At 61.8% G+C, this 17,864-nt stretch carries 11 protein-coding genes; 6 read left to right on the forward strand and 5 right to left on the reverse strand.

Annotated elements, in window-relative coordinates:
* Positions 1 to 818 precede the first annotated feature (818 nt).
* Together AC6FTP_RS11330 and dnaX are read left to right on the forward strand one after the other, a co-directional pair.
* Positions 819 to 1,736: a fibronectin type III domain-containing protein gene (locus tag AC6FTP_RS11330; protein ID WP_497207029.1), complete on the forward strand. Its 918-nt coding sequence runs from the start codon at positions 819 to 821 to the stop codon at positions 1,734 to 1,736.
* Positions 1,737 to 2,131: 395 nt separating this feature from the next.
* The gene (dnaX, locus tag AC6FTP_RS11335) at positions 2,132 to 4,072 is read left to right on the forward strand and encodes a DNA polymerase III subunit gamma/tau (protein ID WP_497207030.1); all 1,941 of its coding nucleotides are present in this window, start codon (positions 2,132 to 2,134) and stop codon (positions 4,070 to 4,072) included.
* A 78-nt stretch (positions 4,073 to 4,150) separates the two neighbouring features.
* On the opposite strand, the gene AC6FTP_RS11340 is transcribed toward dnaX, so the two are convergent.
* Positions 4,151 to 5,122, reverse strand: a complete 972-nt coding sequence (locus AC6FTP_RS11340; RefSeq protein WP_497207031.1) for a KpsF/GutQ family sugar-phosphate isomerase — start codon at positions 5,120 to 5,122, stop codon at positions 4,151 to 4,153.
* Between the two features lie 223 nt (positions 5,123 to 5,345).
* Here AC6FTP_RS11340 and AC6FTP_RS11345 point away from each other — a divergent pair, with 223 nt between their 5' ends.
* A complete protein-coding gene (locus AC6FTP_RS11345; RefSeq protein ID WP_497207032.1) occupies positions 5,346 to 6,173 on the forward strand; it encodes a hypothetical protein in 828 nt (275 codons plus the stop codon).
* A gap of 55 nt (positions 6,174 to 6,228) precedes the next feature.
* Positions 6,229 to 6,384, forward strand: a complete 156-nt coding sequence (locus AC6FTP_RS11350; protein ID WP_497207033.1) for a hypothetical protein — start codon at positions 6,229 to 6,231, stop codon at positions 6,382 to 6,384.
* Positions 6,385 to 6,400: 16 nt separating this feature from the next.
* On the opposite strand, the gene AC6FTP_RS11355 is transcribed toward AC6FTP_RS11350, so the two are convergent.
* Positions 6,401 to 7,807, reverse strand: coding sequence for a DUF1501 domain-containing protein (locus AC6FTP_RS11355; RefSeq protein WP_497207034.1), 1,407 nt, complete (start codon positions 7,805 to 7,807; stop codon positions 6,401 to 6,403).
* A 131-nt stretch (positions 7,808 to 7,938) separates the two neighbouring features.
* On the opposite strand from AC6FTP_RS11355, the gene AC6FTP_RS11360 reads away from it, so the two are divergent.
* Positions 7,939 to 9,186 carry an efflux RND transporter periplasmic adaptor subunit gene (locus AC6FTP_RS11360; RefSeq protein WP_497207035.1) on the forward strand — a complete coding sequence of 416 codons (1,248 nt, stop codon included), beginning with the start codon at positions 7,939 to 7,941 and terminating at the stop codon, positions 9,184 to 9,186.
* Here the strand turns inward: AC6FTP_RS11360 and AC6FTP_RS11365 are convergent, their stop codons facing one another.
* The 3 genes from AC6FTP_RS11365 to AC6FTP_RS11375 all read right to left on the reverse strand — a co-directional run bounded on the left by AC6FTP_RS11365 (position 9,187) and on the right by AC6FTP_RS11375 (position 11,346).
* Positions 9,187 to 10,218 carry a methionine synthase gene (locus AC6FTP_RS11365; protein WP_497207036.1) on the reverse strand — a complete coding sequence of 344 codons (1,032 nt, stop codon included), beginning with the start codon at positions 10,216 to 10,218 and terminating at the stop codon, positions 9,187 to 9,189.
* Between the two features lie 74 nt (positions 10,219 to 10,292).
* Positions 10,293 to 10,814 carry a gluconokinase gene (locus AC6FTP_RS11370; protein ID WP_497207037.1) on the reverse strand — a complete coding sequence of 174 codons (522 nt, stop codon included), beginning with the start codon at positions 10,812 to 10,814 and terminating at the stop codon, positions 10,293 to 10,295.
* A 118-nt stretch (positions 10,815 to 10,932) separates the two neighbouring features.
* Positions 10,933 to 11,346 carry a type II secretion system protein gene (locus AC6FTP_RS11375; RefSeq protein ID WP_497207038.1) on the reverse strand — a complete coding sequence of 138 codons (414 nt, stop codon included), beginning with the start codon at positions 11,344 to 11,346 and terminating at the stop codon, positions 10,933 to 10,935.
* Positions 11,347 to 11,614: 268 nt separating this feature from the next.
* On the opposite strand from AC6FTP_RS11375, the gene AC6FTP_RS11380 reads away from it, so the two are divergent.
* Positions 11,615 to 17,830, forward strand: a complete 6,216-nt coding sequence (locus AC6FTP_RS11380; protein WP_497207039.1) for a tetratricopeptide repeat protein — start codon at positions 11,615 to 11,617, stop codon at positions 17,828 to 17,830.
* Positions 17,831 to 17,864 lie beyond the last annotated feature (34 nt).

Raw genomic sequence — 17,864 nt, forward strand, 5'->3', positions numbered from 1 at the left:
GCGGTCAAGCACCGCCTCGTCGAGAACGCCGCCGACTACCCCTGGTGCTCCGCCTCCTGGTTTGAAACCCACACCAGCCCCGCGCTCGTCCGCGCCATCACCCGCTTCAAGACCGACCAGCTCAAAGTCCCCGACGATTACGACCCCTCCCCCGACTGGTGAACTCGCGCTAGCGTCTTGGAGTGCGGTGGCCGTGACACCGCTTTCGAAAGCCCCCTCGTCTGCGTCTCTCCACCGCCACGACGAAAGCGGCGTGGCGCTTCGCTTCCCACCGCACTCCAAAACGCTTCGCGCCTCACGGAACCCCATTGAGTTGGAGTAAGCGTGACACTGATTTTGAGGTTCCCCAAACTCATGCAGCATTCGCCGACTGTCGGTGAGTGCTTATGAAGCCTCCCTCACCTCAGCCGAACTTTTGTTTCCCCATGCCGGAGCTTCTTTTCACACTCACCGACAGTTGGTGAGTTCCCATAGAGCCTCCTCGGCCTTTAAAAAGGTCTCTTCCCAACCCACAGCAGACTCCACTTCTGCTCGCCGACGATCGGCGAGTGCCAATCAAACCTCCCTCATCCTCGCAGGACTTCTGTTTTCACCCTCCCGAGATTCCCTTCCCTCATCCGGATTCCTTTATCAGCTCTTCTGACTCTCCATGAGGACTCACCGACCCTCGGTGATTGCCTCTTGAAAAGGTTTTCCCGTAAAAGTAATCTTCGTTCGTCCGTCTCCACCTGCCCCTGGGCCGCACGTGGAGACGAGAGCTGCCGGGGGAGACTCCCGCAGCTTCGCCAGAGTCTCGTGGCCCCCTTCCCCATCTAGCCATGGCTGCGAACCCGACTCCCACGAACGACCAGGAGCTCCTGGCCCGCTTCAGCGACCTCATTCCCGGCTGCCTCCAGATGGAGGTGGAGCTCGGCCTGAAGCAAAACACCGCCACCGTGATGCAGGCCGCCCTGGACCATGCCACACAGAGCTTGCTGGAGGCGGGTCAGGCCAAAGCCAACCTCAGCGCGCGCCGAAAGGAGTTCAGGCAGATCGACCGTGAGGGCGAACTCACCCTCGGCCGCTGTCGGCTCCGGCTCGCGGCCTTGTTTGGCCCCCGGTTCAGCACCCAGTGGGAGGCCGCCGGCTTCCCTGGATGCTCCACCCAGGTGCCCGAGGCTCTGGCCTCACGTCTCGCGCTGCTCAGCCGCCTCGATGGCTACTTCACCCACGATCCCACGAAGGAAAGCACCGACATGGGGGCCACCGCCGCCCTCTGCGCCGCCGCCCATGATCAGGTCCGCACCGCGCACCGAGCCGTCACCACCGCCAAGGCCGAAGTCACCCGCACCGCCAAAGCCAAGCGCGCCGCCCTGGCCCGCGTGAGGATGCGGATGCGCAGCCTCATCCGTGAGCTGAACCTCCTCATGCCGCCCGAAGATCCCCGCTGGCAGCTCTTCGGCCTGCACATCCCCGCCACCCCCGCCCAGCCACAGTCCGTGGACGAACTCACCGCCACCTCGCTCGGCGACGGAGAGGTCCACTTCACGTGGCCCCGCGCCCCGCATGCCACCCGCTACCGCCTCCAACTCCGCCTGCCCGGCAGCGATGATTTCGTCTCCGTGAAAACCGTCCGTAACCGCGAAACCACCCTCACCGGCCTCCAGCCCGGCCTCGTAATCGAAGCCCGCCTCATCGCCGCCAACTCGCGTGGTGAGACGAGCCCTAGCCCGGTCGTGCAGGTGGAGGTGGCGTGAGCAGAATAGGCGCGAAGAAGTCGCGCCAGCGTCCTGGAGTGCGGTGGCAAAACCCTGAAAGGGTGCCGACACCGCTTTCGACGGCACCCACGACGAACGAAAACCAGCAGACTCCCAAAAGCGGCGTCACAGCCGCACGCACTCCAAAACGCTCCGCGCCCTCCCAAGACTGGCGGCGTCGCGGTAGCGTCTTGGAGTGCGGTGGCAAAACCCTGAAAGGGTGCCGACACCGCTTTCGACGGCACCCACGACGAACGAGAACCAGCAGACTCCGAAAGCGGCGTCACAGCCACCACAGTCCATGTCCACCACGCGACTCCGGGCAGAGAAGGAACAAACCACTGAACACCAAAAATCCCCTCGCCACGCCATCGCACCGTCGCTAGTCTGCGGACGTGAGTTACCAGGTTTTCGCCCGCAAGTATCGCCCCAAGACATTCGCCGATGTGCTCGGCCAGGAGCACGTCGTCCGCACCCTTCGCAATGCCATCGCGCAGGACCGGCTGGCCCATGCTTATCTTTTCGTCGGTCCCCGTGGCACGGGGAAGACTTCCACGGCCCGCATCTTTGCCAAGGCGCTGAACTGCCCGAACGGACCCAGCATCGACTTCGATCCCGAGGACCCGCTCTGCAAAGAGATCGCCGAAGGCAACTGCCTGGACGTGATGGAAATCGACGGTGCCAGCAACAACGGCGTGGATCAGGTGCGCGACCTCCGCGAGAGCGTGAAGTATGCCCCCTCCCGCTGCCGGTATAAAATTTACTACATCGATGAGGTCCACATGCTCTCCACGGCGGCGTTTAACGCGCTGCTGAAGACCCTGGAAGAGCCGCCGCCGCATGTGAAGTTCATCTTTGCCACCACGGAGGCGAACAAGATCCTACCCACGATCATCAGCCGCTGCCAGCGCTTCGATCTGCGCCGCATCCCGCTAACGATCATCGCCAATCACCTGCTGCACATCGCGAAGGAAGAAGGCGTGGATCTTGATGAGAAGGCGGCCTATGCCATCGGCAAAGGCGCGGATGGCGGCATGCGCGATGCGCAGTCGATGATGGATCAGCTCGTGGCCTTCTGCGGCAATCACATCCGCGAACAAGATGTGCTGGAGATCTTTGGCTTCACCTCCGTGCAGACGGTGGCGCAGCTCGTGCAGAACATCTTGGAAAGCGATACCGTGGGTGCCCTGCAACTCGTTCATGACACCAGCGAGGCGGGCAAAGACCTCGGCAAGCTGCTGAGCGACCTCATTCAACATCTGCGCACGGTGCTCGTGAGTCAGGCCGACCCGGAAGCGGGGGCTGAGGACCTGGAGCCGGACATCGCCCAGATGGTGACGAATCAATGCCAGATGGCCTCGACGGAGCAACTCCTGCGTGTCGTCGATGGACTGGCCGAAGTGGATGCGCGGATGCGCTGGGCCACGAACAAGCGCCTGCATCTGGAGCTTGGAGTGATCCAGGCCGTGCAGCACTTCAATGAAGTCAGCCTAAGCGACGTCATCGAGGCGCTGGACAGCGGCAGCACGGAAGGTCTGCCGAAACCTGCGCCGCGTCCGGTCGTCACCGCCCGCGCCGCTGCGCCTGTGAAGGCTGCACCTTCGGTCGTGGCTGAGCCTGCGCCTGTTTACAATCGCGCCCCGGAACCCAAGGCCGAGCCTGCCCCCTGGGCCGAGGCTGAACCAACTCCCGAACCGCAACCAGCCCCTGCGCCTGTCGCTGCATCCGAGCCCAAACCAGAGCCAGCTCCCGTGGCAGCGCCTGCACCTGCGCCCGTTGCCGCCCCTGTCGCTGTCGCTCAGGCTAAACCAGAGCCTGCTGCCACGCCGGCTCCGGCTGCCGCCCCGTCGAACATCGACAAGGAACAGTTCTGGACCGACTTCACGGCCATCGTGCAGGAGCGCCGGGCGCTCGTGGTGAGCTGGGTGAAGCTCGGCACCGTCCTTTCCATCGCACGCGGCACGATCAAGGTCGGCTTCCCAACCACGGAAGAGCACGCGAAGGACAGCCTGAATCGCGACAACCAGAAGAAGTTCCTCGAAGGCATCGCCGAAGAAATCCTCGGCTCGCCGGTGAAGTTCGACTTCGTCATTGACGCCTCCCTGGCTCCGCCTCTGGCCAGCGAGATCGGCTTTGGCCTCTTCGATGAACCCGCTCCGAAGCCCACGCCTAGTCCCGAGCCCAAGCCGGAGCCCGCGAAGGCTGATAGCAAGCCTGCCGAAGCTGCTGCCGGTGGCGATGATTCGCCCTCTGATCTTCCTGTCGAAGTGCAGGCCGATCCGCTGATCATGGCCGCTGTGGAGAAGTTCCGGCTGAAGCTGGCTGCCCGGGGCTGAGGCCTGCGGTTGGTTTCAGCCGAGTTGAAGCCGGTGCGCTGAGGGTGAGACCGCCCGGCTTCGTTCCGCACTCAGAGTTCAGACCAAGTGCAGGCGGGTGAGATCCTGAGTGTCCACGAGACCGACCGGGCGGCGCTGATCGTCGAGGACGACGAGGTCGTCGATGCGCGCTTTTTCGAGGGTGGAGAGAACTTCGGCGGCGAGTTTGTCGGCCTGGATGCTGATCGGGTTCCGGGTCATGAAGTCAGACACGGGCAGGTCGGAGATGGCGTGGTTCTTTTGAAAGGCGCGGACGAAGTCGCCATGAGTGAACACTCCGGCGAGGGTGCCGTCCGGATTCACCACCACCGTGGCACCGGCGCGAGCCTGAGTCATGGCCTGGAGGGCAGCGCTGATCGTGCTTTCGGGCTGCACGCGGGCGAGTTGATCCCCGGAGCGCATGACATCGGAGACGCGGGTGAGCAGGGCGCGGCCCAGAGAGCCGCCGGGGTGCAGTTTGGCAAAGTCTTCAGGCTGGAAGCCTCGGGCCTCCAGCAGCACCATGGCCAGCGCATCCCCCATCACCAGCATGGCGGTGGTGCTGGAGGTGGGTGCCAGATTCAGGGGGCAAGCCTCCTGGTTCACCTGCACGTCCAACACGCAGTCCGCATGCCGGGCCAGGGTGGAGGTCAGGCCACCAGTGATGGCGATGATGGGCAGGCTGAGGCGCTTCAGATGAGGGAGGAGATCGATCAGTTCAGCGGTCTCCCCGCTGTAGCTCAGCAGGATGGCGATGTCTCCCGGATCAATCACCCCGAGATCCCCGTGCAGGGCGTCTCCCACGTCCAGGCAGACGGTGGTGGCCCCCGTGCTGTTCAGGGTGGCGGCCAGCTTCCGACCGATGTTGCCACTTTTCCCCACGCCGCAGACGATGATCTTCCCGCGTTTCTCGATGACCCCGAGCAGAGTCTCGATGGCGGTGGAGAAAGAATCCCCGATGCGCGTGTTCAATCGCTCCAGTTCTTCGATCTCCAGGCGGATGATGCGGCGGGCTTGGTCAGGGTAATTCATTCGGTCGGGCTCAAGGTAGGCACAAAGCCCCCGTGCGCAAAACTCAAAGAGCAGGCAAATGCGCGGGTCTGGGAAATTGAGGCAGGGCGGCTGCAATTCAGATGCGGCTGCCCCAGGCATCGAGACTTCAGGATCGTCGTGGCAGGCTTGTTGTGAAAAAAGTTTGAGGTGGGGTGTAACGTCGGGGGAAAAACCGGGACAGAAGGGGCAGCGCTCTCTCGTCATGACTCCTCGACTCCTCATTTTTGCCCTGCTGTGCCTGATGGCGGGCGGTTCGGTACAGGCCTTCCCACCGGCTCCTTATTACACGCTCTACGGCACCGTGCGGGATCAGGTGGGGCAGACGCTCACGGTGGAGGGGGCGGTCATTGTTCTGCTCAAAGGCGGCGTCGAGGTGGGGCGCACGCCAGTGAACTCGGTGCTGAGCCTGGACCAGAACTATGAGCTGAGTGTACGCATAGACCAGAACCGCAGCGGCACGACGCTCTACACCACGAACGCGGTGGCGGCGCAGGGGTTGTTCAGCCTGGTGGTGGAGATGAATGGCAGCCGCTTTTATCCCATCGAGGTTTCAGGGAACCTCACGGCGGGCAAAGGCGGCGAGCGCGTGCGGTTGGATCTGAATTTGGGCGAGGATCTGGATGGCGATGGCCTGCCAGATGTGTGGGAGCAGTGGATGCTTTATCAGGCGGGTTACTTCCCGGATGAAAACGGCCACTGGCCGATCAACCTGCTCGACCGGAATGGGGATTTTGATCGCGATGGTCTGAGCAACTGGGACGAGTATGTGGCGGGCACGTTTGCCGGCGATGCCACCAAGCGCTTCGAGCTTCAGATCAAAGAGAAGGCGGCGGCGAGCGTGCGCTTCGAGTTCTACGCCATCACCGGGAAGACCTACACCATCGAGCGCAGCACGGATGTGAAGACCTGGACGCGAGTTCCCTTCGCCATCGGCGCTCCGGCCGCAGGGGCGGAAGCCTACACGGCGGCGGAGCCATCGCCCAGGGCACTTATAAAAGCCTCACCGACACCGTCACACTCACCGTCCTGAACCCCCTGCCTGACAACTTCGGCACCTACGCCGCTTCAACGACCGCACCTACACCGTGCAGACCAGCCTCACGCTAATCACGCCTAGCTGGCTCCCTCTCACCACCTTCACCACCTTCACCACCAGCGACGCAGCCACCGTCCGTACCGTCACAGACACGAGCGCTACTGGGGCGAGGAAGTTTTACCGCGTGGACATCACGCGACCCTAATCGCAATGAGCTTCCATTAGGCGAGGATGTCTTTGATCACCTTCGCGCCTTCCACGCCGCTGAGCTTGGCATCGAGTCCCTGGAACTTGAAGCTGAAGGCGTCGTGCTGGATGCCGAGTTGGTGCAGCATCGTCGCGTGAATGTCGTGAACCGTGGTGATCTTCTCCACGGCGGCATAGCCGAGATCATCGGTCGCTCCGTGAACGATGCCTCCTTGGATGCCTGCGCCAGCCATCCACACAGACATGGCCTTGTTATGATGATCGCGTCCGCTGCCGCCTTGCGACATTGGCGTGCGGCCAAATTCGCCGGCCCAAACAATGAGCGTTTCCTCCAACATGCCGCGCTGTTTCAAATCGACGATCAACGCTTTGCAGGCGCGGTCGATCTCTTTGGCTTTCAGCGCCACCCCTTCCTTCACGCCGCCGTGATGGTCCCAGTCCTTGTGATAGAGCTGAATGAAGCGCGTGCCGCGTTCGGCGAGACGACGCGCGAGCAGGCAGTTCGAGGCAAAGGAGCCATCGCCAGGCTGGCAGCCGTAGAGTTCGAGTGTCTTCGCTCCTTCGGCGCTCACATCCATCAAGTCGGGCACACTGGCCTGCATCTGAAAGGCCATCTCATACTGCGCGATGCGCGTGGCGATTTCAGGATCATCGACGAGTGCATCGTGCTGTTTGTTGATCGCATTGATGGCCGCCACATCGGCTCCCTGTCGATCTCGTGTGACGCCGATGGGGTTCGTCAGATACAACACAGGATCACCCTTGGCACGAAGCTGCACGCCTTGATACTTCGAGGGCAAAAAGCCGCTGCTCCACTGCCGCGCGGCGATGGGCTGGTTCTGTCCACCCTGGCCCAGCGAGGTCAGAACGACGAAGCCGGGCAAGTCTCCGGCTTCGGTTCCAAGACCATACGTGATCCATGACCCCATGCTCGGGCGTCCGGCGATCTGTGAGCCGGTGTTCATGAACATGTGGGCGGGGTCGTGATTGATCGCATCTGTGGTCATGCTGCGGATCAGGCAGATGTCTTCGATCACGCTGCCGATCTCAGGGAAGAGCGAGCAGATCTCGACCTGGTTCTTGCCGAACTTGGTGAAGGTGTGCTGAGGTCCGAAGCAGGTGAGCGGCTTGCCCTGAAGCTGCGCGAGCTGCTGGCCTTTCGTGAAGGACTCCGGCATCGGCTTGCCATGCATCTCGGCGAGCTTTGGCTTGGGATCGAAGGTCTCCAGATGCGATGGGCCGCCGGCCATGGTGAGCCAGATCACACGCTTGGCCTTCTGCTTCAGAGGCAGAGCGCCGAGAATGCCCTGCATCGGTGCGGACGAGGCGGGTTTGAGCAGAGATGCAAGCGCCAGCGCTCCGAGTCCTTGAGAGGTTCTGCCAAGGAAGGCCCGGCGCTGGAGGGAATGAAAAGGGTGCATGATCGAAAGCGAAAGTGGGTGTCTGCCAAGACAACGAAAACGAGCGCGAGTTCCTGTCCGCCGGTCATGCAAAATGATGTTCCGCTGTCCGAGGTTGAGAATCTGCCACAGCCGCGCTAGTGGCAGGTTATATGGAAAGCGCAGCGACCCCGCCTTGGGAGGCAAAGAAGAAGACGGCTCCTCGTGCCGTATTGCGGAAGCTGCTGATCTGGAGTTTGGGGATCGGGCTGCTTGTGCTCGCAGGCTATGGTTTGAAGCCCAAACCGATTCCTGTGGAGACGGCGGAGGTGACTCGTGGTCCGCTGACGGTGCATGTGGTGGAGGAAGGCAAGACGCGCATCCGCAATCGCTACATCGTGGCTGCACCAGTGGCGGGAAACATGCGGCGGGTGACTTTGAAAGCCGGGGATGAAGTGAAGGCGGGCGAGACGCTGCTGACGGTCATCGAGCCAGGACTGGCGCCGCTGCTGGATGCCCGCACGCAGGCGCAGACAGAGGCACGAGTTCAGGGAGCCGAAGCGGCGCGCAGTCGCGCGGATGAATCGCTGCAAATGGCACGCACGGCGGCACAATTTGCCCAGGCGAATTGGGACCGCGTGAAGAAGAATATCGGCGAGGGCAGTATCTCGGTGACGGATCGTGATAATATCGAACTGGAGGCTCAGATGCGTGAGCGCGAGGTGCGGGCGAGCGAGTTCGCACTAAAGATCGCGGACTATGAACTGGCGCAGGCAAAGGCGGCGCTGCTGTCTTTGACCACGGCGGGCAGCGGCGCGGTGGTGGAGATCAAGGCCCCGGTGAGCGGGCGTGTTTTAAAAGTGCAGCAGGAGAGTGCGATGATGGTCACGCCGGGCACACCGATCCTGGAGATCGGTGATCCGGCGGATCTGGAGATCGAAGCGGAGATCCTCTCCCGCGATGCCGTGAGCATGAATCCGGGCGCTGAAGTGCTGGTGGATCAATGGGGCGGCGATGTACCGCTGAAAGCGCGTGTGCGGCGAGTGGAGCCTGCGGCCTTTACGAAAGTGTCAGCGCTCGGCGTGGAGGAGCAGCGCGTGATCGTGCTGAGTGATCTCGATCCCCTGCCCGCTTCAGCCAAGGTGCTCGGAGATCGCTATCGCGTGGAGGTGCGCGTGGCCGTGTGGCACGACAACGATGTTCTGCTGGCACCCAGCGGCAGCCTTTTCCGCGAAGGTGCTGAGTGGAAGTCCTTTGTGATGAAGGAGAACAAAGCCGTGAAAGTGACCGTGCAAATCGGCCACACGGACGGCAAAATGGCCGAGGTGCTGAGCGGCCTGGAAGTCGGAATGCCGCTGCTCATGCATCCACCAGATTCCGTGGTGGATGGCTCCGAGGTCGTGCGCCGCGTGGTGGAGTGATCAGAGGCCCTTCCTCACCATCTCCACGCCAGCGACCATGTTGGCTAGCTTCTGTTTCGCAGCCCAGCGGGCGGTTTGACTCAAACCACAGTCGGGGGCGAAGACGAGACGATTCGCCGGAGCATGATTGAGGCAGGCGCGCACCGCATCGGCGATGTTCTGCGGAGTCTCGATGTAGTAGCTCTTCACATCAATGATGCCCACGGCGACATCTGTTCGCCGGGCGATCTGGCCGATGATCTCAAGTTCGGCATACTCACGGTTCGCCATCTCGACGTGCACTTCATCGCAATGCAGATCGAAGAAGGCGGGGAATAGCGGCGCGTATTTGCGGTAGCCGACGGGGTGGCCTTTGAAATTGCCAAAGCACAGGTGCGTGCAGATGCGGGCCTTGCCGTAACCACTTTCGACGGTGCGGTTGAAGATGTCCACGAAGCGGCGTGTGTCCTCGCGGAAGCCGTAGCAGCTCATGCTCGGCTCATCGACGCATATCTCTTCCGCACCTGCGGCGACGAGATCGGCGATCTCCTTCCGCACGATGGGCAGCAGCGCCTCGGTGATGGCGTAGCGGTCCTTGTATTGTGCATTCGGCGCGAGGCGTCCGCTCAGCGTGTAGGGGCCGGGGACGCTGACTTTCAAACGCTTGCCTGTGTGCCCTGCGAGACGCTTCAGGCGCAGGTATTCCTCCACCGCACCCAAGCCACGAGGTGCACGCAGTTCCCCCACGATCTCGTGTTTGCCGCGCTGATCATGCGCTGGGGGACCAAAGCGACGCGGGCTGGCGGGCTCCAGGGCGATGCCTTCGATGAAGCCGTAGAAGGAGAGATTGAAATCGAAACGCGTCTGTTCCCCATCGGTGATGACATCGAGACCGGCGGCGATCTGATCCTGGATGGCGACCATGGCCGCGTCGTCCTGCATCTCGCTCAGATCTGCGCCGCCGAACTGATCAAGATGTCGTGCGGCAAACTCCAGCCAGCCAGGGAAAGGGTAACTGCCGATGACAGAGGTGCGGAGAGGTTGGGCGTCCATGAAGTCACGCTAACGGCTTTATGGAGCCAGCGTCAAACCCATGCCGCAAAGTGCAATTCTTGCGCGGGGATCGTCTAGCGCAGGCGAGTCAGCGCCGCTTCGGTGATCTCGTCCGGCGTGCCTTCGATGGATACTTGGATCAAATCGGGAGTCTCTTCCAGGATGGCGAACTGGCTATCGAGCAGACTGACTGGCATGTAATGGCCTTCGCGTGTCGACATGCGGCTGAAAATGAGTTCGTGAGTGCCATGCAAATGGACGAAGACCAGCGTGCTGGCGTCATCCCCGGCGCGGAGTTTTTCGCGATACACCGCTTTCAGTGCCGAGCAGGCCAGGACATACACGGGCGTCTTGCTACGCATCTCCTCGATCCGCGCCCGCAGCGTAGCATACCAAGGCCAGCGGTCTTCATCCGTGAGCGGGATACCTTGGTTCATTTTCGTCTTATTCGCCACCGAGTGAAAGTGGTCTGCGTCCTCAAACACTCCGCCAAGACGCTCTGCAATCTGCGTGCCGATCAGCGTTTTCCCACAACCACAGACTCCCATGACGATGATGGTTCGGGGAGGGAGAGAATAGGAAGGCGGCTGGGACATTCGTCTGACGCTACGCACAGCCGCGAGCTCGGCAAGGCGGCCCTGATGAACTCGGTTCATGAAAATGAACAGCCCCGGGAATGCGTGGGCTCATGGGAAGCTTTTCAATCCAAGTAAATCACATGGTCCGCAGATTCGATCCTTTGGAGTCATAGATAAGTTCGCCATCGGGACTCAGACTGATGTACTGACTGGCCCCTGCGAGCAAGTAGGGGCTCATGGCAGGAACTTTGATGATACGTCCGGCAAGCGGCCCTCGGCTGACGGTGACACCATCAGACAAACGTTTTAAGATCTCACTGACATCGGAAGCACCGGAGGTGATGGCGACACCAGCTGCATTGGCTGCCATGGCCAGGGAGCAGATCGTCTGAGCATTCCTTTGATGGGTGACCTCCTCGGTCGCTTGGGTGCTGCTGAAGGCAGGCAGTGCGAGGGTGACCAAGATGCCCAGAATGGAAATCACGATCAGCATCTCGAAGAGGCTGAAGCCCGTTCTGCGGCACTTGTGCATTTGAGTTTTAGTGTTCATGGCTTCAGAGTCGTTATTGATGCTCAATTATGACAATTATTATAATATTCGCAAGAGTATTTCTATAAATTTGATAACAACGCCAGCCAACATGGTTCACTTTTGAGAATGTTGTCCACCTTGACCATCAAATCCACGAATCACCTCGGCCCGCCATTTGCTGCCAAGCGCTTCGGTGTTGCTGCAAGGATCTGCTGTCATACCAAGCCCTGGGTTGCCCCTTCAGAGCCAGCATGATAATCTCGCCAGAATTTCTGAATTGCAGCGCATGTCGGTCCTCTCCCCCACAGTCCAGCGCGCCATCATTGCCGTGGCGCTGGGAGTCATGCCCCTCGGCGAGTTCCTGCTTCGCGCCCAGGAGGCACCTTTACCCTGGGCAGAACGGGAGACCCGGCTGGCGAATGAGTATCTCTCCCTCCTCGTGTCACAGCCGGAGTATGGACGGGTGGTCGATCTCGTCTGGGCGCTTTACGAAAGGCACGAGGCTACGGCCCTGCTGATCGAAAGCGTGACGGCGCAAGTCCAGCAGCAGCGGCATCCCTCCTTGGTGCTTGTTCTGGGGCATCTGCACCGGAAGTCGGGTGATTTAAAGAAGGCCGCGGGGACTTATGAGCAGGTCCTGGGAGCAGTAGCTCAGAAGCCCACAGCTCTGCAAGGGCTGGCCGACGTGGCTCAGGAACTCGGCGACTCGGCGAAGGCGTACCAATGGATGAGCCAGCTCAACGACCTGCTTCCCGACACCGATGCCCGCAAAGTCGATGTCCTGCTCAAGCTCGGCACACTGGCGCTCTCCGCGCAGAAAAATGAAGACGCCGTTCGTTCCTGGGAGCAGGCCGGGAAACTGCGCTCGGGTGACTTCGCCCATGTCCGGCAGGTCGCCGAACTCATCCTCCGTGCATGCTTCCCTGAGCGTGCAGCAGCCTTTTACATCCAGCTCGCCGATCAGAGCGATCCCCAGAAGCGGCTCGATGCCCTCTACGATCTCGCGCGCATCCACGAGCACGCGGACCAGTTTGAGAAAGCCGAGGCCGCGCTGAAAAAAGGCCAGGCATTGCTCGACTTCCGCGACTCGCGCTACACCGACTTCTTCCGCCGCCGCGTGCGCCTGAACGAACGCTTCGGCACGCTAGAGGACCTCCGCCAGCAGCTCACCAAAGCCGCTGACGCCAAGCCTGTGACCGAGCAGGCCTTGCGCGACCTCGCCCGTTTTCAGGAGATCACTGCCGACTCCGACGCGCATGTGGAGACGATGCGCCTGCTCGTCAAAACCGCGCCGCAGGTGGACGACTACCGCTGGGAGCTTGTGCGACTCCTGCTCGATCATGATGGCAATGCCGAGGCCGCAAAACTGCTCGACGAGCGTCTCAAGGGAGATGGCTCAGACCTCCCCGCCATCGTCTTCCTGCGCTGTGAGGCAGATCTTCGCAGTGGTCGGCAAAGTGAGGCCATTGCGCGGCTGCGAAAGCTTCTGGAGATTCAGAAAAACAGCGTCGAAGTGGAAAAGCAGGCGCTCGCCTTTGCCCAGCAGCGCACCTTGGATGAAGTCATCGAGTTCATCCTCAAGCAGCGCGTCGAGCGTGATCCAACGCGCGCTGAATCTGTGTTTGAGCTGGCGGCATTTCATCGTGCTCGCAAAGACATGGCGGCTGCAGACGCCCTGCTGCGCCGCTTCACCCAGTCAGCGCCGAACGACGAAGAACGCCAGCGCCGACTCAACGATGCGGCTTCTTTCATGGCTTCCGGCAGTGATCTCGACAGCGCCATCATCCTGGCCCGCGAGGCCGTGGGCAAAGCCAATGCCGGTCATGACGAATACCTCCGGCTCGCCGATCTCCTCACCGAGCATGGCGATACCGAAGAAGCGCTGACCTGGCTGGAGAAAGCCTGGGATTCGAGCAAGACGGAAGAGCAAGGCATCGACGTGGACGAGCGTCTTTACTCTCTGCTTCTCGGCGAAAAGAAAAAGGAAGCCGCCAAGCAGCGCGGCAGTGGTGGGGATTTCCAACTGCCCGAAGTCTTCACGGGGAAAGGCTTTGCCAGCAGTGCCGGCGTGACGACTGAAAAGCTGCCAGTATCTGAAGAGGTCAGTGCGATGGTTGAGCGCTTGATGGCAGCGAAGAAAGTCGATGCCGCGAATTCCATACTCCATCTCTTCCGCGCCGCATGGTGGGCCGTGAGGGCGGAGATGTTTGAGGAAGCCTACGCCGCCTTCCGCCTTTTGCAGATCGATCCCGCCACGAGCAAACCGCGGGAGCTTTCCATCGAGGCGGAGAAGCTTCTGCTGGAACTCACCCTGACGGATAAAAACTCCGCCTTGGCCATGCGAGTACTGCGTCGTCTCATCGGGCGCGACCATGGAAACAAAATCCGCTACACGCTGCGCCTCAGTGAACTGCTGCTGGAGGACGAGCAGACTGCATCCAGCGCCGTCAATGTCGGTCTCGCCGCAGAGCGCACGGGCTGGCGTCTCGCGGCAGATCCGCCAGCTCCTGGCCGTGCCGCCACGGTCTTGCTGGAGCGTGCGTATCGTGAGGCACCGGACTCGGAGCAACTGCTCAGCGCCCTGACTCAATGCTACACGCTGCAACGCCGGCCCGACGATGCTTTGAAGCTCTGGCAGCAGGCCATCGACCGCGCCACAGGTGGTGCTGCTGTGGCACTCATGCAGCGCTACGCGGAGATGCTGCTCCAGCGTGGCAAGCTTCCCGAGCATGTGCAGATCCAGCTCCGCATCGTCGAGCAGGAGACAGATGTGAAACGCCGCCGCGAGGCTTTTAAACGCTTCCTCGACCGTCTGCTCTGGGCCGGTGAATCAGGTGGCGAACTGCCAGCCGATCTTCTCAAAGACCGCCTCAAATTGTTGAAGGAAGCTCTGCTCACCTTGGTGAAAAAGCACCCCTTCGATGGCTTCTACCACGAGGCGCTTGCCAGCGTCTATGATCGCGAAGGCGATGCTCCGAAGGCCTTTGCGGCGATGAAGCAGGCCTACTACACCGCGCCGGACACACCCTTCTCCCTCGATCAACTTCGCGAGGCAGCGCTGCGCGTCTCGGATCTGAAGTCAGCGATCTATTTCCAAAAGCAGATCGCCGCCAGCGCCGGGCCTGGTGAAGCAGCGGCGGAGTCGCGTCGTCTCGTCGAAATGCTGGAGCAGACCTTCCAAATCGCCGAGGCAGACCGTGTCCGCCGTCGTTTGGAAAGCCGCTTCTCGCAGGATGCAGCGGCGCTGGATGGCCTCGCCGAGCACTATCGTGCCACCGGTCAGGATGAAGCTGAGCGTCGTGTCTATGAGCAGATCGCCCGCGTGCGCTCCTGGGATGCACGATCCCATCTTCGGCTCGCTTTGAAATGCCTGCGTCTGGCGGATGATGCCGCTGCGGAGAAGTATCTGCGCGAGATCCTCACCCGCACGGCAAGCCAGGCTTTCACACCACCAACGAGCGTTCCCCCCGAGCGCCTGCCCTTGCCATTGGCCGATCAAAGGAAGTCCGGGACGCCCGGTCCAGTGACGGAAATCCTCGCCGGACTGGACACGGTGCCCGCGCTGAAGAGCTCCGAGGTCACCGCGCTACGCACCTACCTGAGCCTTCCTCGGCCTGAATTCCTCGACCTTCCGAATGACGTGCCGTTGGTTCGGCTGCGGACCATCGAGGAACTCGCCAGAATGCAGCGAGGCGAAGGTTCGGCGCAGGCCTGGCTGAAGGAAGCCTCTGCTTTCAAATCACCCGTCGAGAAACTCTGGGCTCTCCACTACGCCGGGGAGGGGAAAGCATTCCGTGAGCAGCTCACCTCAGTGATGAAAGGCCGCTCCACACTCGAAGCCAGCTTCTGCCATCTCTGGCTCACCCTGCGTTCTGGCGGCATGAGCGAGGCCATGCGCTGGGCTACACAGACCGGTGCGGACACAGAGATCCTCGATCTTCGACAGCGCATGCTCCTCGGCGTCTCCGCCATCCTCGCGGACATCGACAGCTTCCGCTTTGCCAAAGGCGAACTCGCGCAGCTCGGTACCGTGCACAGCGTCTCCGTGCTCGATGTCATGCGCCGTCTTCAGGATCAGCAGCGCTACATCGAGGCCCTGGAACTCGGGGAGAGCGTCAGCCTTCACAACCCCGCTCTCGGCAGCGCCTTTGTCTTCTCCCTGGCCCGCATCGCCGAGGCGGCGGAGCGGTGGGATCTGGCGCGTGATTATCTCGGTCGTGTCGTGCGCGGCCCGGTGCAGCCGGAGGCGTATCGCGGCACCTATGACCCCTACCTCTTCAGCCTCAGCGCGGCGAATCGTCTCGCCATCAGCGCCGGAGAGCGCGAACAAAATGTGCGCTCCGCCTGGAATCATCTCCAGAGCACACCGAGTTCAGGCATGACCAGCCTGCGGAAGTCCGCCGTGGCGGGTCTCGCCGGGGCCCCGGACAAAGCGGCGGCGGAGATGGAGAACTTCATAACCGGCGATTTCCTCCCAGCACGGAATATGGGCGAGATACGCGGGATGCTCATGCCACAGGGCTCGCCGCGTTATGAAGAACCCATGCATCTGCGCAGCATGTGGGAGGAGACACGGGAGATTCAGGCGCGCTTCACCAATGAAGGCATGGGCCAGATGGTGCGGCAGGTGAATGACAAGCTCGCCGAGCGCTGGGGCGGTGTGGCGCTCAGTTCGCGCTCCGGACTTGAGTTTGGCGAGTGGCGTCTTGGTCATCTCATCCAAAAGATGCGTGAGGTCGATTACCCCACACGGCTGCGTTTGCTGCGTGAGCATCTGGCCAGCGTGGACATGCGCCAGGAGGTGTCTGTGGACACGCTGAGTGAACTCGGCGGCCGTCTGGAAGCTGCGGGCATGTCGCGTGAGGCCATCGAAGTCTATGCCACGCTTCCCGGCCGTGCTCCCGCGAATCCCGAGTATGCGCAGTGGCTCATCCGCGTGGCGGAGGCAGCGCTGGATACGAAGATCGGGCTGAAGTTCACCCTCCAGCTCCTCGAAGCCGACCCGCCCTACAAGCCGCCGCAGCCTGGCGATGAAGTGCTGCGTGAGAAGCACTCCCATTTCCTCGCCCTCGAGTATGACGTGGCCGAGCTGCATCGCCGTGGCTACCTGCCGACCGTGACCACCGTTCGTCAGGGCCGCATCCCTGAAGAAGTGCCCTACCTTCGCGAGCTGGCGCTGCTTTATGAAAAACTCGGCCAGGATACTCTCGCGCTCGCTGCGTGGAATCGGCTGCACGAAGCCTTCGTCGCAAACACGGAGAGCGGCATCATCCCCGATGCCGAGAGCTGCGTGCATCGGGCCCAGCTTTTGGTGAAGCAAAAGAAACCCACCGCTGCTCTCGAAGCATTGCGTCAGGTATCACTCGTGGAGAAGTCTGGCTCGCAGGGCCGGGAAGCACTGAAGCTGCGGGCTCAACTCGTCGCCGAAGCCGGTGGCTGGGAGGAGTTTCGCGAATTGATGACCATCGCCGTCGATCTCAAAGCCATTGATGCCATCACGCATCTCGCCGGACTTTGCCGCACGCATTCACGCAGCACCGAGGGACTGAACTTCCTCACCCAGGCCGAGCGCAGCGTGAAGGACGATGCCGAGCGCTTCCGCCTGCGGTTGGAGTTGCTACGCCTGCTCGCCGCAGATCCCACATGGTCGCCCGAGCGAGGCCGCGCGCAGGTCGCCGCTCTCTTCCGCGTGCGCAATCGCAGCCGCGAGGCCCTCCAGCAGCTCGCCGACTGGATGAGTATTGAAGCTGACGGCAAACATCGCGATGCTTGGCTGCCGATTCTGCGCGCTGAGACACGCGCTGGCACGGATCGTCCGCTTGCCGCACTCGCGCTCAGTGCCTTTGCCACTGGGACACCAGCTTCGTTTGCCGATGATCTCGCTCTCGGCTGGCAGAACGTCATCGACAGCGACCGTGTGTGCATCGAGCTCGCCGCGGAGATGCTATTAAAGAAGGAACGTCCGGGTCTCGCCTGGCAGGCCTGTCTCGTCATGCAGGATCTCCCCTCCATGCGGCTGGAGAGCCGAAAGCAGCCGCTCATGCTGCGCGTGGCCCATGCGCTGAAGGACCGAGTCATCGTGCAGGAGCTCTTCGCTGAGATCGTGCGGATGCCCGTGCCCGGCGGATCACAGACCGTCGTTTGGGCGGAGGTGCTGGAGGAATGCGGCGAGTCCGAGATGGCCCGCGAGCTGTATCAGACCGCGCTCGACCGGATTCAGTCCACGAACTCGATGCAGCCTGATCTCACCGCCGCCTGGGTCCGCTTCCTCCTTCAACGCCGCGAGTTCGAGGCTGCTGAGACCTGCCTGCTGCGCGATGTCTGGACGATGCCCAATGAAGCCGCCGCCGTACTCTTTGATCTCTACGCCGCCTGGGGTCGCCTCGCTGACATCCAGCAGGAGCTGCGCAAATTCCACCTCACCGGCGGTATCGAAAAAGAAGTCATCGTCCGCGCCGCACGCTCACTCGGACTCCCGGCACCGATCACATCGGTGCCGTAGACGAGAGGAGCGCCCGGCGCGGATAGTGAGGACT

Source organism: Prosthecobacter sp., assembly GCF_044378005.1.
In the GTDB taxonomy this organism is placed as follows: domain Bacteria; phylum Verrucomicrobiota; class Verrucomicrobiia; order Verrucomicrobiales; family Verrucomicrobiaceae; genus Prosthecobacter.